General features: G+C 63.6%; 22 protein-coding genes. 13 read left to right on the top strand and 9 right to left on the bottom strand.

The features are described 5' to 3' along the window. Positions 1–140 precede the first annotated feature (140 nt). Together ptsP and RMN99_RS00570 are read right to left on the bottom strand one after the other, a co-directional pair. Positions 141–2,417, bottom strand: a complete 2,277-nt coding sequence (gene ptsP / locus RMN99_RS00575; RefSeq protein WP_309621336.1) for a phosphoenolpyruvate--protein phosphotransferase — start codon at positions 2,415–2,417, stop codon at positions 141–143. A 139-nt stretch (positions 2,418–2,556) separates the two neighbouring features. Further along, positions 2,557–2,712, bottom strand: coding sequence for a DUF465 domain-containing protein (locus RMN99_RS00570; protein ID WP_309621335.1), 156 nt, complete (start codon positions 2,710–2,712; stop codon positions 2,557–2,559). A gap of 186 nt (positions 2,713–2,898) precedes the next feature. On the opposite strand from RMN99_RS00570, the gene RMN99_RS00565 reads away from it, so the two are divergent. The 9 genes from RMN99_RS00565 (at position 2,899) to RMN99_RS00525 (ending at position 8,518) form a co-directional block, all read left to right on the top strand. Further along, the gene (locus tag RMN99_RS00565) at positions 2,899–3,096 is read left to right on the top strand and encodes a DUF465 domain-containing protein (RefSeq protein ID WP_309621334.1); all 198 of its coding nucleotides are present in this window, start codon (positions 2,899–2,901) and stop codon (positions 3,094–3,096) included. Positions 3,097–3,281: 185 nt separating this feature from the next. Beyond that, positions 3,282–3,740, top strand: coding sequence for a DUF1465 family protein (locus RMN99_RS00560; RefSeq protein WP_309621333.1), 459 nt, complete (start codon positions 3,282–3,284; stop codon positions 3,738–3,740). A 44-nt stretch (positions 3,741–3,784) separates the two neighbouring features. Next, entirely contained in the window at positions 3,785–4,705 is a 921-nt protein-coding gene (locus tag RMN99_RS00555; protein ID WP_309621332.1) for an MBL fold metallo-hydrolase, read from the top strand. Continuing rightward, the gene (locus RMN99_RS00550; RefSeq protein WP_309621331.1) at positions 4,690–5,310 is read left to right on the top strand and encodes a DUF4230 domain-containing protein; all 621 of its coding nucleotides are present in this window, start codon (positions 4,690–4,692) and stop codon (positions 5,308–5,310) included. Before RMN99_RS00555 ends, RMN99_RS00550 begins: the two co-directional genes overlap by 16 nt. Before the next feature lie 90 nt (positions 5,311–5,400). Beyond that, entirely contained in the window at positions 5,401–6,180 is a 780-nt protein-coding gene (locus RMN99_RS00545; protein ID WP_309621330.1) for a hypothetical protein, read from the top strand. A 66-nt stretch (positions 6,181–6,246) separates the two neighbouring features. Next, entirely contained in the window at positions 6,247–7,233 is a 987-nt protein-coding gene (nadA, locus tag RMN99_RS00540; RefSeq protein ID WP_309621329.1) for a quinolinate synthase NadA, read from the top strand. Next, complete coding sequence (locus RMN99_RS00535) at positions 7,234–7,797, top strand: hypothetical protein (protein ID WP_309621328.1); 564 nt, start codon at positions 7,234–7,236, stop codon at positions 7,795–7,797. It begins immediately after the preceding gene. Between the two features lie 89 nt (positions 7,798–7,886). Then, positions 7,887–8,114: a DUF4160 domain-containing protein gene (locus RMN99_RS00530; RefSeq protein ID WP_309621327.1), complete on the top strand. Its 228-nt coding sequence runs from the start codon at positions 7,887–7,889 to the stop codon at positions 8,112–8,114. Then, the gene (locus RMN99_RS00525) at positions 8,093–8,518 is read left to right on the top strand and encodes a helix-turn-helix transcriptional regulator (RefSeq protein WP_309621326.1); all 426 of its coding nucleotides are present in this window, start codon (positions 8,093–8,095) and stop codon (positions 8,516–8,518) included. The genes RMN99_RS00530 and RMN99_RS00525 overlap by 22 nt, the downstream gene beginning before the upstream one ends. Before the next feature lie 5 nt (positions 8,519–8,523). Here RMN99_RS00525 and RMN99_RS00520 read toward each other — a convergent pair whose 3' ends face one another. From RMN99_RS00520 to RMN99_RS00505, 4 genes are read right to left on the bottom strand one after another with little or no spacing between them, the layout of a single operon-like run. Beyond that, positions 8,524–8,817 carry a helix-turn-helix transcriptional regulator gene (locus tag RMN99_RS00520; RefSeq protein ID WP_309621325.1) on the bottom strand — a complete coding sequence of 98 codons (294 nt, stop codon included), beginning with the start codon at positions 8,815–8,817 and terminating at the stop codon, positions 8,524–8,526. Continuing rightward, the gene (locus RMN99_RS00515; RefSeq protein WP_309621324.1) at positions 8,814–9,137 is read right to left on the bottom strand and encodes a type II toxin-antitoxin system RelE/ParE family toxin; all 324 of its coding nucleotides are present in this window, start codon (positions 9,135–9,137) and stop codon (positions 8,814–8,816) included. The genes RMN99_RS00520 and RMN99_RS00515 overlap by 4 nt, the downstream gene beginning before the upstream one ends. Positions 9,138–9,176: 39 nt before the next feature. Next, positions 9,177–10,973: a DUF885 domain-containing protein gene (locus tag RMN99_RS00510; RefSeq protein ID WP_309621323.1), complete on the bottom strand. Its 1,797-nt coding sequence runs from the start codon at positions 10,971–10,973 to the stop codon at positions 9,177–9,179. A gap of 46 nt (positions 10,974–11,019) precedes the next feature. Continuing rightward, entirely contained in the window at positions 11,020–11,910 is an 891-nt protein-coding gene (locus RMN99_RS00505; RefSeq protein WP_309621322.1) for a DMT family transporter, read from the bottom strand. Between the two features lie 57 nt (positions 11,911–11,967). Here RMN99_RS00505 and RMN99_RS00500 point away from each other — a divergent pair, with 57 nt between their 5' ends. The 3 genes from RMN99_RS00500 (at position 11,968) to RMN99_RS00490 (ending at position 17,013) form a co-directional block, all read left to right on the top strand. Beyond that, on the top strand, positions 11,968–13,059 hold the full coding sequence (locus tag RMN99_RS00500; protein ID WP_309621321.1) for an alkene reductase: 1,092 nt from the start codon (positions 11,968–11,970) through the stop codon (positions 13,057–13,059). A gap of 20 nt (positions 13,060–13,079) precedes the next feature. Continuing rightward, on the top strand, positions 13,080–13,964 hold the full coding sequence (locus RMN99_RS00495) for a CoA ester lyase (protein WP_309621320.1): 885 nt from the start codon (positions 13,080–13,082) through the stop codon (positions 13,962–13,964). 124 nt (positions 13,965–14,088) lie between these two features. Next, positions 14,089–17,013: an autotransporter outer membrane beta-barrel domain-containing protein gene (locus RMN99_RS00490; RefSeq protein WP_309621319.1), complete on the top strand. Its 2,925-nt coding sequence runs from the start codon at positions 14,089–14,091 to the stop codon at positions 17,011–17,013. A 72-nt stretch (positions 17,014–17,085) separates the two neighbouring features. Here the strand turns inward: RMN99_RS00490 and RMN99_RS00485 are convergent, their stop codons facing one another. Beyond that, positions 17,086–17,379, bottom strand: coding sequence for a hypothetical protein (locus RMN99_RS00485; RefSeq protein WP_309621318.1), 294 nt, complete (start codon positions 17,377–17,379; stop codon positions 17,086–17,088). Next, entirely contained in the window at positions 17,376–18,050 is a 675-nt protein-coding gene (gene lipB / locus RMN99_RS00480) for a lipoyl(octanoyl) transferase LipB (RefSeq protein ID WP_309621317.1), read from the bottom strand. Before lipB ends, RMN99_RS00485 begins: the two co-directional genes overlap by 4 nt. A gap of 43 nt (positions 18,051–18,093) precedes the next feature. On the opposite strand from lipB, the gene RMN99_RS00475 reads away from it, so the two are divergent. After that, the gene (locus RMN99_RS00475) at positions 18,094–18,930 is read left to right on the top strand and encodes a lipoyltransferase (RefSeq protein WP_309621316.1); all 837 of its coding nucleotides are present in this window, start codon (positions 18,094–18,096) and stop codon (positions 18,928–18,930) included. Here RMN99_RS00475 and RMN99_RS00470 read toward each other — a convergent pair. Continuing rightward, positions 18,923–19,714 (bottom strand): dienelactone hydrolase family protein, encoded by a 792-nt coding sequence (locus tag RMN99_RS00470; RefSeq protein WP_309621315.1) that lies wholly within the window; start codon positions 19,712–19,714, stop codon positions 18,923–18,925. The two genes, RMN99_RS00475 and RMN99_RS00470, sit on opposite strands and share 8 nt — an antisense overlap. Positions 19,715–19,731 lie beyond the last annotated feature (17 nt).

Below are 19,731 nucleotides of genomic sequence, written 5' to 3'. Positions count from 1 at the left end.
GCCAATGGTTATGTGGGCTTTTACCCTGTTCCGCGTCGATCAGTGCCGGGAAAGGCGGCAAAGTCAACGCAAATTGGCGATTTTGCGGGCGTCTGCGACAAGGCGGGCCGGATTTCAGGCGAGTGCTTCGGCGCAGGTCTTCAATCGATTTCCATGCCGCGCGCCTCGGCCCATTCGGTCAGCGCCTCGCGCATGCTGGGCGGCGGCATGGCCAGCCAGCCCTTCATCGCCTCGCCGATTTCGGCAAGATCGACCTTGCGCACCAGTTCCTTGATCGGCCCGACGCTGGCCGGGGTGATCGACAGGCGGCGGATCCCAAGGCCGAGCAGCGCCAGTGCTTCGAGCCGGCGTCCGCCCATTTCGCCGCAGACCGTGACATCGACCTGATGCCCGGCAACGCTCAGCAGCACCCGGCGCAGGAACCGCATGATCGCCGGGCTGAGCCAGTCATAGCGTTCGGCCAGCTTGGGGTTGGAGCGATCGGCAGCGAACAGGAACTGGGTCAGATCGTTGGTGCCGATCGACAGGAACGAAAGCTTGGGCGCGATGACATCGAGCATTTCGGCGAGTGCCGGCACTTCGAGCATCGCGCCATAGCGGATCGCCTCGGGCATCAGCTTTTTCTGCCCCTTGAGATAGCGCCGCTGGCTTTCAAACACGTCGCGCGCGGCATCGAATTCCCACGGTTCGGAGACCATCGGGAACATCACGTTGAGCGTGCGCCCGCCCGCCGCCTCAAGCAGCGCGCGCGCCTGGACCTTGAGCAGCCCGCCGCGTTCCAGCGCAACGCGCAGCGCGCGCCAGCCCATCGCCGGGTTTTCTTCATGCTCACCGTCGTTGTGGCGCAGATAAGGCAACACCTTGTCGCCGCCGATGTCGACCGTGCGGAACACTACCGGCTTGTCGCCAGCCGCATCGAGGACATCGCGGTAAAGCCGGGTCTGGCGTTCGCGCGCGGGCAGCGTGGCCGAAACCAGGAACTGGAACTCGGTGCGGAACAGCCCCACCCCGTCGGCCCCGGTCAATTGCAGCCCGGGCATGTCATCGCGCAGCCCGGCATTGATCATCACCTGGATGCGGGTGCCGCAACGGGTAAAAGGTTCGACATCGCGCAGTTTGGCATAGGCGGCCTGGCGTTCGCGGCTTTTGGCAAAGCGGGCACCGAACGCCTCGGCCATAACCGGGGTCGGCCGCAGCGTCACCTGGCCCTGATCGGCATCGAGCAGCAGCTCGTCACCTTCGCGCAGCGCGCCCTTCAGCCCGTGGACGCGGCCCAGTACCGGCACGCCCATCGCGCGGGCCACGATCACCACGTGCGCGGTGAGCGAGCCTTCTTCAAGCACCACGCCTTTCAGCCGCCGTTTGTCGTATTCAAGCAATTCGGCCGGGCCCAGATTGCGCGCGATCAGGATCGTATCGCTGCGCAGTCCCTGGCTGGCCGCGGTGCCCATCTGGCCCGAGACGATCCGCAGCAAGCGGTTGGAGAGATCCTCCAGATCGTGCATCCGGTCGGCCAGCAGCGGATCGTCGATCTGGCGCATGCGCATGCGGGTGCGCTGCTGAACGCGTTCGATCGCGGCTTCGGCGGTCAGCCCGCTGTCGATCGCCTCGATGATCCGGCGGCTCCAGCCTTCGTCATAAGCGAACATCTTGTAGGTCTCGAGCACCTCTTCATGCTCGCCCCCGACGCCGAACTCGGCCTGGGCCTGCATCCGGTCGATCTGTTCGCGCATCTTGTCGAAGGCGAGATAGACGCGGCTGAGTTCAGCATCGCGGTCTTCGGCCATGACATGTTCGATGGTGATGCGCGGTTGGTGAAACACCGCATTGCCCGCCGCTAGCCCCTTGACCAGCTTGAGCCCGGTCAAATGCACCGGGCCGGTCTGTGCTGGGCTCAGCGCGGTTTGTTCCTCGTCGATCAGATCGGCGCTGTGGATCAGTTCGGACAGGACCATGGCCACGGTCTGCAAGGCCTCTATCTCAATCTCGTCATACCGGCGCGGATCGACGTGCTGGACGCACAAGACCCCCACCGCGCGTTCGCGCCGCACGATCGGCACCCCGGCGAAGGAATGGTATTTGTCTTCGCCGGTTTCGGGGCGATAGGAAAAGTCCGGATGCGCAGTCGCTTCGGCCAGGTTGAGCGTATCGATATTGTCGGCAATCGTGCCGACCAGCCCTTCGCCGATAGCCAGCCGGGTGACGTGGACCGCGTCCTGTGACAGCCCGCGGGTGGCGAACAGTTCAAGCTGGCCTTCGCGCAGCAGGTAGATCGAGCAGACCTCGCTATCGAGCCCTTCGCCGATCACATCGACCACGGTGTTGAGCTTGGTCTGCGCATTGCTGCGCGACGCCATCACATCGTGCAGGCGGGTCAGGATCGTGCGGGCGGCGGAGACGGCGCTGGGTGGTGGCATGGCATCAGCCTAGACCAAAGCTGGTCTCAAGCAAACGCGCATGCACCTGCCAGCAAACGAATTCACGGCAATGGCGGATATCTTAGAGAGCGGGCCCGGCAACGGGCAAAACGCCCGCGCCGGGAACCACGTTCGGGACTCAGGGAAGCTTTATCTCCTCCTTGATTCGCAGCTTCTGCTTCTTGAGCAACTGGAGCGCCTCCAAGTCAGGCAAAGGGCGGCTCATTTCGTCGGCTATCCGGCGCTCAAGACCGGCGTGTTTGAGCTGCAATGCACTGACATGCGACTGTTCCATAGGGGATTCTCCTTGTAATAGCCCCCTTCGGGCTGCGGACCCCTTCCAGTTCCCGACTCGGCAACCGGCGGGCATCGCGATTGTCATTCAAGCATATTAATCCTATCTTGCAAGGCGATCCGGAGACATCCTGCGGCAAGCGGGCACGCCGCCGCGACAAGCGGGAAAAAAGGGGTAATTCGCGCCGTGAATGAAGAGGAACTCAAGAAACGGCTCGAAGTGCTTAAAGTGGAACATCGCGATCTTGACGCCGCGATCGATGCGCTGACCGGCGCGGGCGCGACCGACCAGCTCCAGATCGCCCGGCTCAAGAAGCGCAAGCTCAAGCTCAAGGACCAGATCGCAATGGTCAAGGACTACCTGATCCCGGATATAATTGCGTAGTTTTCTGGCTCACGCCGGTGCGTACAAGGCCTCAACCTTGTCCTTGCAACACCAGCCCGCTCCGACAGACCGTGGCGCGTTTGCGACCAAAAATCGCCCCCAAACGGGACAGTCCCAAATTGGTGTGCACAACCACCAGCACCCCCCGTTGGCAGGTGATCGCCTGCAGGCCTATCGCGGCTGCCATGGTAAAAACCGCGAGCATAAATCCGCGCATCGTGGAGGGGTTGTACTGCGAAGCGCTCGTCCTGTCGGACGACGTGCGTGCAGCCTTTGCGCTGTCCGGACGGCTTGATGCGGCGGGCGAGGAAGATGAGGCGCGCGTTGCCTTGTCGTGCGAGGCGCTGCGTACCACCACGCGGATGATGCACGCTGTGGCCTGGTTGCTTAACCACCGCGCCTATTTCGCCGGCGAACTCTCCGAATTCCAGCTGCGCCGCTATGGCAAACTAACCGATTTTCCCGAAAGCGATCCCGCGCGCATGGGGCTGCTCGACGTGCCGGCCCGCGATCTCGTCCGCGCCAGCGAACGCTTCCACGCCCGGCTCAAGCGGCTCGACGCAGGCTGGCGCGAGCGCGATCCCAATGCCCCCAGCGCCATCGCCGCGCTGCGCGCGCGGCTGGGGCAGCAGGTGCGGAGCTAACCTTTCGCTCGACTTGAGCGAACCGGCTCCCCATATCCGGCTTGATGGACATCCCTGCCAAACCCTGGCCCACCGGCCTCAGCGAGCAGTGCGAACCTTTGGTCCGCCGCGTGCTGGCACCCAATGCCTCGCCCTATACCTTCACCGGCACCCAGACCTACATCGTCGGCGCGGGATCCGAAGTGGCGGTGATCGATCCGGGCCCGGCCGATAGCGGCGCAGACGGCGACCCATCACCGTTCAAGGGTGCCGATACCAATGGCAAGGGTCATGTCGAGGCAATCCTGGCGGCCGTTGGCAAGTCCACGATCGCGGCGATCCTGTGCACCCACACCCACCGTGACCACTCCCCTGCCGCAGCCGTGATCAAAGCCAAAACCGGCGCGCCGATTATCGGCTGCGCGGCCCTGACGATCAGCGACGATGGCCCGCGCGCCGACAGCGCTTTCGATGCGAGCTACGCCCCTGACCGCGTGCTGGCCGATGGCGAGCGCCTCGCCGGTCCGGACTGGACGATCGAAGCGGTCGCCACCCCCGGCCACACCAGCAACCACTTGTGCTATTCAGTGCTGGAAAGCGGCGCGCTGTTTACCGGCGATCATGTGATGGCCTGGTCGACCAGCGTGGTCAGCCCGCCAGATGGCGACATGGCCGCCTATATGGCCAGCCTCGACAAGCTCTACGCCCGCGACGACCGGGTCTTCTATCCGGCGCATGGCCCCGCGATTGGCAAGACCCGCCAGCTGGTGCGCGGCATGCTGGGCCATCGCCGCCAACGCGAGGCGCAGATCCTGCGGCTGCTGGGGCAGGCACCGCATGTGATCCCCGAAATGGTCGCGGCAATGTACAAAGGCCTCGATCCGCGGCTGGTGGGTGCGGCGGGCCGATCGGTGCTGGCGCATCTGATCGATCTGAGGAACCGCACCGTGGTGAGCGACGAGGGCGACCTGTGGCGACTGCGCTGAGCTTTGCCACGCGCGCCCGCGCGCCCTGGTTGCTGACCAGCGGGGCTCTGGCGCTGGCCGGGTTTTTCGGTTGGCAGCTTTACGGCCCGGCCGCGTCCGGCGATCCGATCGCCACCAGCCTGGCCGCATTCGAAAAGTCCAACCGGTTGACGGTCTTTTCGGCGCAGCTCGTCACCCTGGTCGATGCCCACGATGAACGCGGCTTCGGCCTCCTCAAAAGCAAGCAGGTGGCGGTCATCCCGGCGCGGGTCGATTATACGCTCGATCTCTCGCAGCTGGATGCCAGGCGTTTCAGCTGGGACGAAAGCGCTAGGCGGCTGACCGTCACCCTGCCGCCGCTGCAAGTGTCGAAGCCCAACCTCGATGAAGCCAAGGCCCGTTACATCGCTTCGGGCGTGTGGATCACCGGCGATGCCCAGGCCAAGCTGACCCGCGACAACACCATCGTTGCCGAGGGCGAGGCAAACAAGCAGGCCGCCAATCCCGCGCTGATCGCACTGGCGCGCGGCGCGGCCAAGCAGGCAGTGGCGCAAAACCTCGGTGTGCCACTCAAGGTTGCGGGTTACAGCAATGTCAGCGTGGACGTGCGGTTCGACGCGGAGTAGACCGCGCCCCGACCAGCGGCATTGTCCGGGTCGATCAATTGGTGCATTATCGTTACAACACGGGTCGCGCGAACGAGGGGAGAATTCTCGATGGCGACACTTGCACCCGGTGCCCCCGGGCTGGCCGCACCGGCCAGCGAAGAGCGGTTTTTCTTCAAGCTGGCCTGCGCGATGGCGCTGCTGATGGTGGCGGGCTTTTCGACGCAGTACCTGATGGGGCGGTCAACCTTTGCCGCGCCGCTCAGGGTCCATGCCCATGCGGTGATCTTCTTTGGCTGGGTCATGCTGTTCGTCGCCCAGGCCAATGCCGCGATGCGCCGCGATTTTGCGATGCACCGCACGCTCGGCAAGCTGGCCGCGGTGTGGATCCCGCTGATGATCGCCGCGGCGCTGGTCGTGATCGTGGCCAAGGTCCGCGCCGGGCAAGCGCCGTTCTTCTTCTTTCCGCAGGAATTCCTGATCGCCAATCCGGCAACGCTGGTCTGCTTCGCCGGCCTGACCGCCTGGGCGGTAGCCAACCGCCGCCAGAGCGACTGGCACATGCGGCTGCACGTCTGCGCTTTTGCCGCAATCGCGGGCCCGGGCTTTGGCCGCTTGCTGCCGATGCCGTTGCTGACACCCTATGCCTTCGAAGCCGCGGTGCTGGCCGGGCTGATCTTCCCGGTCGCCGGTATGGTGCGCGACCGCAGAGTGCATGGCCGGGTCCACCCTGCATGGTGGCGCGGCACGGCGGCGATCGTGGTGACGCTGATCGCGGCCGATGCAATCGCCCGATCGCCGATCGGCGCCGCGCTCTACCACGCGGCCGTTGCCGGCAGCCCCGGGGCGGCGGTACCCGGCCTTGCCCTGCCGCCTCCGCCGCCGGCGTGATCCGGGCTTGATCGCCGCCGCCTAAACGACCATCTGGGGCGCATGATTTATTGAAGGGCGCCCCCGATGACCATCCAGACCGAAAACCTCGCCGGCGTCGACATCCGCGCCGAAATCGAACGGCTGCGCAAGGACCGCAACGCGGTGATCCTGGCGCATTATTACCAGAAGCCCGAGATCCAGGACCTTGCCGACTATATCGGTGACAGCCTTGAACTGTCGAAGAAAGCCGCCGCGACCGACGCCGAGGTGATCGCCTTTTGCGGGGTAAAATTCATGGCCGAAACCGCCAAGATCCTCGCACCCGAAAAGACCGTGATCCTGCCCGATATGGACGCCGGGTGCAGCCTTGAAGACAGCTGCCCGCCCGAAAAGTTCGCCCAGTTCCGTGAACGCCATCCCGATCACATCGCACTGACCTACATCAACTGCTCAACCGAGGTGAAAGCGCTCAGCGACATCATCGTCACCAGCTCCAGCGCCGAGACGATCCTCTCGCAAATCCCCAAGGACCAGAAGATCATCTTCGGGCCTGACCGCCACCTGGGCGGTTACCTCAGCCGCAAGTTCGATCGCGAGATGCTGTTGTGGCCGGGCGTCTGCATCGTCCACGAAGCTTTCAGCGAAACCGAACTGCTCAAGCTCAAAGCCCAGCACCCCGGCGCGCCGGTCGCCGCGCACCCCGAATGCCCGCCGCACATCATCGACCACGCCGATTACGTCGGCAGCACCAGCGGCATCCTCAATTTCGCCAAGACTTTCCCCGGCGATACCCTGATCGTCGCGACCGAACCCCACATCATCCACCAGATGGAACTGGCGATCCCGGGCAAGCACTTCATCGGCGCGCCCGGCGCAGATGGCCAATGCGCCTGCAACATCTGCCCCTACATGGCGCTCAACACGCTGGAAAAGCTCTACCTCGCGCTGCGCGACCTGACCCCGCGGATCGAGATCGAGGAAGGGCTCCGGCTGCAGGCGAAGAAGAGTTTGGACCGGATGCTGGCGATGGCCGGGGGGACTGTTGGGATGGGGGATTTGGGGGCGCGGTAGTTGAAATCGTCTGCACTAGATTTGGGGTTTTGGTTTGGGCCCGCTGGTGGAGCCTCGATCGCGCTCGTCGGCGTATTTGCATCGGTACTGGTTGGCTTGCACTTAAGTCAAAGAGCGAGAAGATGGCAACTTCAGGATGAGAGTCGCAGAACTGCTAGTGAAAGAGGCGAGGAACTGTATACCCTTATTACAAAATGGGGAAGATCACAAACATCATGGTTCTTAAAATGCCGATTGGTGATGGAAAATCATATTGACTATAATAAATTCCTAGATCTGCATATTGCGGACAACGAAGGTATAGATCTGAAGGTCGAGAAGATCAATTTCTCAGTTGCAACTCGGTTCCCCAAATTATTGCACGAGTGGGAAAAATGCATCGAGTTAGCTCAAGATGCCTCCCGCACAGAGGGTGTATTCAAAGAAGAATATAAAAATGGCCTGCATCGTGGCGATGTGCACCTGCCTGTTTTGGCTTCGAAGGTGAACGCCACACAAAATCAAATCGAATTGACGCTGCGTCGACTTGTCGAGCTGGTGCAAGGCGAGTTGGCATCGAAGTAGATTTTTCGTTAGCTCGATAGCCAGTCGATCTGGGAAGCAACTCACAAATTGCTTGATATAGTGCATTATGTGCACTACAAAGTGTATTCATGGTCACCCTCCATCGCGGCCCGAACTGGAAGATCGCACTCTACGCCGGGGATCACGGCGTGCCGCATTTTCATATCGAGGGCCCGGGTTTCCGCGCCTCGGTTGCGATTGCGACGCTGGAGGTGATCGTCGGTTCGGTGCCGCGTCGGGTGCTGGTTGAAGCACTCGGTTGGGCAGCGCCACGGCAGGCCGAGTTGCTGGACAAATGGCAGGAGTTGAACCGATGAACGCCGACTGGATGCGCACGATCAAGCAGGCCGAACTGCGCGGCAGTGCGAAGTTGTTCCTGCTGTGGTCGGATGGCACCGCTGCCGAAGTGTCTGTGCCCAAGGCCAAGGGTCCGGCTTCGGTCGGCGATTGGGGCCACAGCGTGGTCTGGGCCGATGGCGCCGAACGCGGTGCGGACAGCCTGTGGCTTGAAACACTCAACGCAATCGGCCGGGCGGATTCGCGCGAATTCCTCGAATGGCGGCTGGCGAGCAGCCTCTCGCTGGCTCGCGCAGCCGACGAGCTCGGCATCTCGCGCCGGACCGTAGCCTATTATTCAAACGGCACCCGCCCGGTCCCCAAATCGATCCTGCTCGCCTGCAAAGGCTGGGACGCCTCGCACCCCAAACAGAAGGCTGCCTGACTTGCCTAACCAGCAATCCGCTCAAAACTAACCCGCAACCGCGTCCCCGTAGCTTTCGCCAGCTTGGCCAGCGTCGTTGTCGAGGGCCGCGATTTGCCGCCTTCGAGGCGGGCGATTGCGCTTTGGGTGGTGCCCATGCGTTGGGCGAGTTCTTCCTGCGTCAGCCCGGCATCCGCACGCGCCTTGATCAGCGCCGCGGCGAGGGCAAATTCCTCCTCAAGCGCGTCGTATTCGCGAACGAATTCGGGGTCCTTGCGCCATTCCTTGAACAGCCGGGATGCGGGAATGAACGTGCTCATTTCAACTCCTTCGCGCGATTCAGCGCCAATTCGATTTCACGGCGCGGGGTTTTTTGCGTCTTCTTCCGGAATGTCCGCATGATCACAACCCGCTTGCCGTTCGCTGTGAGATAGATCGACCGCGCGATACCATCGCGTCCGGACAGCCGCATTTCCCACAACACACCTTCAAGGTGCTTCACATAAGGTTCGCGCACCTGTTCAAGTCCGAAGTTCTCGATCATGTGCACGATATGCTCGAATTTGGCTCGCATATCGCGGGGCAGGCCGAGCAATTCGGCTTCAGCCGCCGCATCAAGAAAGCCGACAGTCCAAGCCATTGCCACTCTCACTATATCAAAAATGCTATAGTGTCAATCCTACCGCACCGCCAACCCGAACATCAGCGCCCGGGCATACTTCACGGGGGGCGAGCCGAAGCTGAGCACGGTGTCATTGTAGCGCCGCAGTGAGTAGTCCTTGCCCCAGCGCTTCTTCGCTTCCTCACGCAGCGCCATGTGTTCGCTGTAGCCGGTAAAATAGCTGAGCAGCTGGACCGAGGAGAGCTGGGCGCGCACCCATTTACCCGCCGCCTCACGCTCGGCCTGGAAGGCGCCTTTCATCATCAGGTCCATCGCCTGGTCGCGGCTCATGCCTTCGGTCTGGATACCGATATCGAGCAGCGTGTTGGTTACCGAGCGCAGCCGCATTTTCAGCACCGTCAACTTGAACAGCGGATCGCCGTTCAGATAGCCCTGATCCGCCATCATCCCTTCGGCATAGACTGCCCAGCCTTCCACAAACGGACCCGAACCCAGATAGGCACGCAGCAGATCGGGCGAGCGGTTGGCGTGATCGAGCTGCAGGTAATGCCCCGGCATCGCCTCGTGGATCGACAGGTCGTGGATCATGTAATCGTTGTATTCGGTGAGGAAGCTTTTCGCCTGCGCGTCGCTCCAGTCAGCGGGAATCGGGCTGACGGCGTAGAAGTTTTCGCCGCCCTTTTCGAACACGCCGGGCGGATCGTTGTAGGCGACCGCGTTGCCCTGTTGGAACTTGGGCATGGTGATCACCCGAACCGGGCCATCGGGCATCGCGACGAAGCCTTGCTGACGCACGAAAGCGGTGGCATCGGCCAGCGTTTCGCGCGCACGCTGTTCGAGGTTTCCGCGCGCCGGGCGCTTTTCATAGGACAGCGCCAGCGCGTTCTCGATCATGCTCTGCTGAAATTGCGGCGTGTGCCGCTGATCGCAAACCATGCTCAGCCCGTCTTTCGCCACGACCTCGCACGCGATGGCAAACATTTCGGCCCGCGTATCGGCTTTGGCCCTCAGCGCGCGGGCCTTCAATTGCCGCCGCGACATATCGCTCATCAGGCCGAATTTCATCTTCTGGTCATAGAGCTTGGCACCCAGCCGAAAATTGCCCTTGGCCTGCGGGACCAGCACCGTTTCCAGCCAGGTCTGCTGGTCGGTCACCGCCATTTTGAGGCCTGCCAGCGCCGCGTCGAACCGCGCCCGGTCTGCGCCGTGCAAAGCATCAGCGTGCGGGGCCAGCATGTCCTGGGCAATCTCCATGATCCCGGCGTTCTGCCTGGCCACGGTTTCAGCGAAGATCTTTGGCACCCGCTTCGGATCGAGCTGCCTGCGGCTTTCGAGCAGGAACGCGGGCAAGGCCTCCATCCGCGCGGTCGCCGATTTCAGCCGCACATCCCACGGCGCAAAATCGCGCGCCGCCAAAGTGTAAAGCGATCCCGCCGCGGTATCGTTGTAGATCTGCGGGTTCCAGGCCCAGTCTTGCGACACGTCGCTTTGCCACAGGCGGTATTGCAATTCGTTGTTGAGCAGTGCGAAATCGACCTGCTTTTCGCGGCTCAACTCACGCGGGGATATCTGCCCGAGCGATTGCAGGATCATCCGCCAAAGGTTGGTGCGGTCGGCGCGGCCCTTGGCGGTAATATTGGGCAGCAACGCATCGTAGTGATGTTCGCCGAGCGATGTCGCCTCGACCGGGGAGCTCTTCATTGCCGCTGCGATGAACAGACCGCTGACCTGGTCGAACAGGCCATCCATTTCACCTTGGCTGGCAAGTGCGGCGGGAACCGGAGTGGCCGTGAGCGCCGAGGTTACTGGCATCAGGGCCAATGCCGTCGCGACAAGCAGGGTAAGGCGGTTCATCGGCAGGCTCTCCCGAAAAGTCTCGAGCAGACAGGCTAGCCCAGCCCTAGCGATCCGTCGAGCGGGCCAGCACCAGCGCAGCGGCGACCATCGCCATGCCGACAAAATCGATTCCCACCAGCGTCTCGCCAAAGGCCAGCCAGCCCAGCGCCACCGCAATCGCCGGCTGGGTCAGCAGCGCGAGGCCAAACACCAGCGGGGTAAAGTGGCGCATCGCATAGACCAGCAGGCCCTGGCCGGTCAGCTGGCTGGTCAGCGCGAGGCCAATCAGCGGCCACCACACCTGCGGCCAAAACGGCTCCTTGGCGATCAGCGCGGCGGCAAGCAGCACCGGCACTGCCGCGCTGCTTGACCAGGCCAGCACCGCCCAGCTACCTAAGTGCGCGCGCGGCTTTTGCAGCAGCACGATATAGCCGGCGTAAAGCAGACCGGCGGTGATGCAGAACAGATCGCCGATCAGCGTTTCGCGTCCAATCTCCAGACTGCGGCCGAGCAGGATTGCCGATCCGGCGATGGCCAGCGCAAAGGCCAGCCATTCCCCCCGGCGCGGCGCGCGGTGCAGCGCATAGAGCCCGATCGCAATCACCACCAGGCTGCCCGAATTGCCGAACAGCGTGGCATTGGCCATCCGGGTCAGTTCGATCCCCACATGCCAGCTGGCGATATCAAGGCCGAAGAACACGCCGCTGCCCAGGATCGCAAGCCAGGTCGCGCGGGAAAATCCGGTAACTTGTTGGCGATTGGCCAAGGCCAGCGCGAACAGCAGCGGCACGGCCAGGAACAGACGCCAGAACCCGGCGCTGACCGGGCCGCTATCGGCCATCCGGACAAACCACGGACCGACCGCCAGAGCGACGTTACCGCCCATCAGCGCCGCGAAATGCAGCGCGTTCCAGCGCGGCTGCGCCTGTCCCTCAACCCCCGTTGCATTCGCCATGGCCATGCCTTAGCGGAGGCAATCACATTGCAAAACGAAATCGAAGGAGCCTGCCTCTTGCACGACGCCCTGTTCCAGCCGCTCAGCATCGGCGCGATCGAGACCAAGAACCGCATCATGATGGCCCCGCTGACCCGCGGCCGCTCCGATCCCGGATCGATCCCCAATACGATGATGGCTGAATATTACCGCCAGCGCAGCGGCGCCGGGCTGATCATCAGTGAAGCGACCGGGATCAGCGTTGAAGGGCTGGGCTGGCCCGCCGCGCCCGGCGCGTGGAGCGCTGCGCAGGCCGAAGGCTGGAAGCTGACGACCGCCGCGGTGCACCGGGACGGTGACAAGATCGTGCTGCAGCTGTGGCACATGGGCCGGATCGTCCATCCCGATTTCCTCGGCGGCGAACCGGGCGTTTCGGCCAGCGCGACCACCGCGCCCGATCATGCTCACACGCCCACGGGGCGCAAGCCGCATGAGCAGGCCCGCGCCGCGACCAAGGCCGATATCGTGCGGATCGTTGAAGACTATGCCCGAGCCGCGGCCAATGCCAAAGTCGCCGGGTTTGACGGCGTGCAGCTGCACGGCGCCAACGGCTATCTGGTCGATCAGTTCCTGCGTAGCGGTACCAATCTGCGCACCGATGAATACGGTGGCAGCGCAGAAAACCGCACCCGCTTCATGCGCGAAGTGCTCGAAGCGATCATCGCCGTATGGGGCGCGGACCATGTCGGCATCCGGCTTTCGCCCAATGGCGATTCGCAAGGGTGCGACGATGGCGATCCGGCTTCGATCTTCGGTGCAGCGGCCAAGGTTCTGCAGGAACTCAAGGTATCGTGGCTTGAACTGCGCCAGCCGGGGCCCGAAGGCACCTTTGGGCGTACCGATGTGCCCCAGCAGGATGGCCTGATCCGCGCGCTTTTCAAGGGACCGCTGGTGCTCAATTCCGATTACACCGCTGCCGGAGCCGCAACCGACGTTGCGAACGGCCGCTGCGATGCGATCAGCTTTGGCCGGCCCTATATCTCGAACCCGGATCTGACCGAACGGATCCGCGTGGGCGCTGAATGGGCACCCAATACCAACGTGCCGAAAAGCTGGTATCTGCCGGGGCCGGAAGGTTATGTCGACTATCCGGCGCTAGTACCGGCCTGAGCGAGGGAGGCCCAACGATCATGGCAGTTCGGTCCTGGCTGTTCGTTCCAGGCGACAGCGAAAAGAAGCTCGACAAGATCGCCGGCACCGCAGCCGATGTGGTGATCCTCGATCTTGAGGATTCGGTGGCGCCCGACAACAAAGCCCGCGCCCGCGACATGACCGCCGCCTGGCTGGGCGCGCACCAGTCCAAGGTCACCGACGGCAAACGCATGGGCCGGTGGGTGCGGATCAATGACCTGGGCAGCCGTTATTGGCGCGACGATCTGATCGCGGTGCTGCCCGGCGCACCCGACGGGATCATGCTGCCCAAGAGTGCGGGACCCGAATCGATCCAGCAATTGGCTGCCGAGCTTTACGAGCTTGAACCGCGCGCCGGGTTGCCGGCCGGGTCGATCAAGGTCATGCCTCTGGTCAGCGAGACTGCCAGCGCGGCAATCTCGATCCCGGCTTATGCCGCCGCATCGCTGCCCCGGCTGGGCGGGCTGACCTGGGGCGCGGAAGACCTCTCCGCTGCAATCGGAGCGACCCGCAAGCGCCGGTCCGATGGCGAATGGACCGACACCTTCCGCTTCGCCCGGGTGCAGACGCTGCTGACCGCCCATGCCCGCGGGATCATGGCGATCGACACCCTCCACGCCGATTTCGCCGACGAGGCAGGGCTGCGGCGCATGGCCGAGGCTTCGCGCGCCGATGGCTTTGCCGGAATGCTAGCGATCCACCCGGCGCAAGTGCCGGTGATCAACGCCGCGTTCACGCCAAGCGAAGCCGAGCTGGCCGAAGCGCGCGCGATCATCGAAGCCTTCAAGGCCAACCCCGATGCGGGCACCTTGCAGATCGACCGACGGATGATCGATCGCCCGCACCTGACCCTCGCCCAGCGCATTCTGGGCCTGGAAAACTAACCCCGGGAACCGCCGATCTTCGGCCAAATAGATCATTTCGAGATTTAATCTCGGTTCTGGTCGGAACTATTGCTCAAGTTATGGCTTTCGCATTTGCCCCCTTCAGGAAGCAATGAGGAAAGTCATGACCATTAAAAACACCGCGCTGCGCCTAGGCGTAGCCCTTGGCGGAACCGTTTCGCTGTTCGCGCTTGCATCACCCGCCTATGCCGATTGTGCGCAGGCGACGACCACCCTTCCCAACGACACGGTCAACTGCACCGTGACGACCACCACCGACACCACGGCGGCCGTCTATCCCACCAGCGCCCGCGCGCAGACTTATGACACCAGCACCGGTTCGCAGTACGTCAACGTCACCGGCGCGGTCGATGGCTATGGCCTGGCGCTGACCCAGACGGGCACTTCGGCGACCAGCGTCAACATCAGCAACACCGGTTCGATCGCGGTGAACGCAGGCAACACCCCCACCGTCGGCGGCAGCACCGGCGCGCTCAGCATCACCAGCACCGGCGCGCCCGTTACCTATTTCGGCACCGGCAGCATTTCCAATCTGGGTACCGGCGACGGGCTGTGGATCGATGCCAGCGCGGCGACGAGCCCGGTCGCCATCAATATCAGCTCGCCGGGGGGAATCAGCTCTGTCACCGGTAACGGCGTGACTTTGGTCAACACGGCTGCAGGCAGCACGATCAACGCTTCGTTCTCGTCCATCAATGCGGGTGCGATTGGCCTTTCCGCGCAGACCAGCAACGGTTCGATCCTGCTAAATACCGGCGCGATCACGGCGGCAGGTTCGGACGTTTCGGCGACTTCGACCGCTGGGATGATCACAACCAACGTGACCGGAACGGTCAACTCGACCGGCGCGCCGGCTGCGGGCCTGCTGCTCAGCTCGACCAGCGGCCCGATCAACGTCAATGTCACTGGCGGCAATGTCACCAATGCGACGTCGACCGCAATATCGGCCAACACCGCCGGTACGTCCACCGTCAACGTTTCTGCCGCCCGCACCGTTTCGGGCGCAACAGCCATCGCCGCGCCGAATGCTGGCGGATTGCTGGTCGTCAACAACAGCGGGACCATCACCGGCACCGCCGCTGCGGTCACTTCTGGAGCCCAGACCACGCTGACCAACAATGCCGGCGGAACCATCAACGGTGCGCTTCAGCTTTCAGCGTTGGCTGACAGCGTCAGCAATGCCGGTACCCTGGCGCTGACCGGCACCAGCACGCTGGGTGACGGCAACGACACCGTGACCAACACCGGCATCACCACTATCGCCGCGGGTTCCTCGCTCGATCTGGGGCTGGGCGACGATACCGTCACCAACAACGGCACCCTCACCATCAACGGCACCCTGCTGGGCGGTGACGGGATTGACACCCTGACCACCGGGGCCGGTTCGACCACCACCGTCAACGGTGTGGTCAATCTGGGGCTGGGCAACGATGTGATCAACAATGCCGGCACCTTCACGGTCGCCAGCGGGGCCACGTTCGGCACCGGTGATGGCAACGATACCCTGAACAACTCCGGCACCTACACCATCGCCGGGACCCAGGACTTTGGCATTGGCACCGATCTGGTGAACAACACCGGGACCATCAACGTGACCGGCACCGGGGTTCTGGCCAACCTTGAAACCTTCACCAACGCCGGTGCCGGCACGGTCAACTTTGCCGCCGGTTCAACGCTGACCGCCGGCGCTGCCACTGCCTTCACCAATTCCGGGCGGTTCAACGCCGAAGCCGGACCGGTGGGGATTACCGTTCCCAACTTCATCAACGGCGCCACCGGCATTATCGACATGCAGGACGGTGCCAACGGCGATGTGACCACGATCACCGGTAACTATGCCGGCACCGCGGGCAGCCGCGTGCTGATCGATGCCAATGCCGATCTGACCGCTTCGGACCGTCTGGTGGTTTCGGGCAACATCACCGGCAGCACTACGCTGGGCGTTGCCTATCTGGGTACGGCCGCAACCTTCAATCCCACCGGCGCGCTGGTGGTTGACGGCGGCGGAACCACGGCGGCGGGCTCGTTCGTGCTCGATCCGGCCTCGGTCAACAATGGCTTGCTGACTTATGGCCTCGACCTGCGCGGGGCGGACTATTACCTCTCCAGCAACTTCAACGCCGGGGTTACGGGCCTTGCCCCCCTGGCGCGGATGGGTTCGGACCTGTGGTACCAGTCGTTCGATGCCTACCATGATGGCATTGCCGGACGGCACGGCTACCGCGACAACCAGACCACCCCGGTCGGCGTCTGGGCCAACCTCTACATAAGCCGCGACAAGTGGGGCGAAACCTCCACTTCGAGCACGCTGTTCGGCCAGACCCTGACCTATTCGAGCGAGGTCGAGAACCGGCGCCGCGGGGCCCAGGGCGGGATCGACTTCGGTCTTGGCGGGTTCACCGTGGGGGTGACGGCCGGTTACGAAAAGAACAAGGCCAACAATGGCACCGTCGCCGATTACAACATCGAAGGCTACAACTACGGTGCCTATGCCCTGTTCGGTAGCCAGGCCGGGCTCTACGGCGGGGTGATGTACAAGCGCGATGACTATGACATCCGCTTCCTCGACAACACCCGCGGCTTTGGCGTTGAAATGAACGATGCCCATTCCGAAGGGTGGGACGGCGAACTGGGCTTCCGCACCACCGGCGAAAGCATGAAGTTCGATCTCAACGGCGGCCTGTCGTGGGTCAAAACCAAGATCGATCCGACCACGCTCTATGGCACCAGCTTCAGCTATGACGGTGCGGAATCGATGCGCGGCCGGCTGGGTGCACGGATGATCTTCCCGCAGGCCATGGGTGCCTTCGTGGGGGTCAAGGTGTTCCACGAATTCAAGGAAGACGGCGAAGCGCTGACGATCACCAGTGGCACCACCAGCGGTACTCTGCTGCCCGACGCGCGCGGCACCACTTACCGGGTCGAAGCCGGCCTCGGCGGCGATGCCAATGGCGGTCCGGTGGTGACGGTCTGGGGCGACTTCGGCGATTCGAAGGGCCTTGGGGTGCGGGCAGGCTTCCGCTTCTAAGCCTGACTGCCAATCGGCAAACGAAAGGGGCGCACTGCGGTGCGCCCCTTTTTGCGTGGCCAGGCGAAGCGGCTATTCCTGGCTGATGGGTTCTTCGGGGGCGGCGGGGGCCACTTGCACATCCGCAGGCTTGGCCGCCGGTTTTGTGGCATCTTTGCCGGGCTGGGCCGCACCCTTGTCGGCCCCCTCGACCTTGGGGGCGAGCGGCGCCTGGCTTTTGACCGTATCCAGCGGCAGCATCGCATCGCTGACCGATCCGGGCAGCACTTCGCCCGATGCGGTGCCGCCGGCGGCCTTCTTTTCCTCGCTTTTGCAAGCGCCAAGCGCCAGCGCGAGGCAGGTCATCGTCACAACTGAGCGCATCATGCCGCCTTCTCCTTGCAGGGCCGATCGAGCGCCGCCAGGAATTGCGGCGCACGGGCCAGCAATGCCTTATCCCACGCCTCTGAATCAACCGAATGTCCCAGCCGCGCCAGGCTGGTCACGCCAAACGCCTCAATTCCGCACGGCACGATCCCGCCAAAGTGCGACAGATCGGGCGAGAGGTTGACCGAAAAACCGTGCATCGTCACCCAGCGGCGAATGCGCACCCCGATTGCGCCGATCTTGGCCTCGCGCCCATCGATATCGCGGGTCCAGATGCCGATCCGGCCTTCGCTGCGCCAGCTTTCAACCCCGAAGCCCGCCAGCGTATCGATCACCCAGCATTCGAGCGCATGGACGAAGCCGCGCACGTCGCGCGCGCTTTTGCGCAAATCGAGCAGCACATAGCCGACCCGCTGCCCCGGGCCATGATAGGTATAGCGCCCGCCCCGCCCGGCTTCGACCACTTCGAAGCGCGGGTCGAGCAATTCGGCCGCCGCCGCGCTGGTTCCGGCGGTGTAGACTGGCGGGTGCTCAAGCAGCCAGACCAGCTGTTCTGCGCTGCCCTCGGCGATTGCAGCGTTGCGCGTGGTCATGAAATCGAGCGCACCGCGATAGGGCACCGGCGCCGTTTCACGGCGCAATTCGATCCCGGGGGCAAGCAAAGCGTCCATTGACCGTTTGCGTGGCGGCATTTGCTGTGGTTATCAAGAGGGCATGAACACCAGCCCCCTGCGCCGCCCGTTTGACAGCAACCGCGCCTGGCAGCGTGCGGTCGCCCTGATCAAGGCCAACCGCGACCTGCTGCTAGCGCTGGCCGGGGTCTTTGTGGTGCTGCCGGCCTTTGCCGTGGCAATCCTCTTGCCCCCGCCGGCGCTGGCCGAAGGGGCCGATTTGCAGGCGGCTTTGGCAACGATGGGCGAATACTACCGCGAAAACGCGCCAGCTCTGGTGGCCAGCGGGCTGTTCCATCTGGCCGGCACCCTGGCCATGCTGGCGTTGTTTACTGATGCATCACGGCCGACCGTTGGTCAGGCGATCAGCACCGGCTTCAAGCGCATGCCGACGGTGATTTTCGCGCAGATCATCCTCGGCGCGGCCGTAGGATCGATGCTGCTGGTCCCGATGATCCTTGGCGATGCGATGAAAAGCCCGGGACTGACCGTGCTGGGCGTCAGTGCCGGATTAGGCCTTGGGATCTGGGCGCTGGTGCGGCTTTCCTTGATTGCACCGGTGGTGATGGTCGAAGCGCTGGCCAACCCGGCGCAAGCGCTGCGCCGTTCGTGGCACGTGACCGAAGGCAACGCACTGCGCCTGTTGTTCTTCTTCGGGTTGGTCTTCATCGCCTTTCTCGTATCGACCACCGTGATCGAAGGTCTGGTCCACGCGCTGGTGCTGCTGGTTGCCGGAAGCCAGGCCGCGATGCTGGTATCGACGCTGGTCGCCACCAGTGTCCAGGCCGCAATGACCGTGTGCTTCACCGCAATCGGTGCCGCCAGCTATTGGCAGTTGACCGGCGAACCGGGTGGCGAAACGGCGCAGACCTTCAGCTAAGCCGCATCCGGAAGAAATCGAGGATCTCGTCGCGCGCCTGCACTGTGGGCTGGTCGGCCTCGTCGATCAGGTGCAGCGTCACCACCGAATGCGGCATCTTCATCAGCGCATCGGGGTTAGCCGCGCTATCGGGCAGAACGCGCCCTTCGAAGCGGTCGCCCAACGCCTCGGCAAAGGCGGCAAAGCGTTCAGCGCGGCAATAGCTGTCGCCTTCGAACCGGTAGGCGCGCACGGTCAGGTCTTCCGCTTCCAGTCGCGCCTTGACCGCAGCCAGTTCATCGGGCGCGATATGCATCCCGGCCGGATTGTTCAGCGGCAGGCTCGGCTGCGCCAGCACCGGGGCCAGCACCGCTTTCTCGAGCATCATCGACAGCGCGAAATTGCCGGTGAAGCACATCCCGATCGCGCCCACGCCTTTGCCGCCCGCCTCGCCGTGCGCCTGCGCCGCCAGCGCCCGCAGCCACTGCGTGACGGGGCTTGAGGCGTTTGAGGCAAAGGCGCGAAATTCACGGCTGATGCAGCCCTTGATCATCCCGCTCAGCGCATAGAGCGGGCTGGGCGGCACCCCATCCTTGCCAAACAGGTGCGGCATGTAGACCGTGAACCCGGCACCCACCACCCAGCGGGCAAAACGCGCCACGTGCGGGCTGATCCCGGGCATTTCGGTCATCACGATCACCGCCGGGCCGCTGCCGGCAACATAGACCAGCTTTTCCTTGCCCAGCAGCGTGATTTTGCGGCGGGCGAAGTCATCCAGCGGATCGGTTTTGGTCAGGTCAGTCATGTTCCCCCCTTATCATA

The organism is Novosphingobium sp. (assembly GCF_031417815.1).
Taxonomy (GTDB): domain Bacteria; phylum Pseudomonadota; class Alphaproteobacteria; order Sphingomonadales; family Sphingomonadaceae; genus Novosphingobium.
The sequence above is the reverse complement of the archived record's forward strand: the minus strand, read 5'-3'. Positions and strand labels throughout refer to the sequence as shown.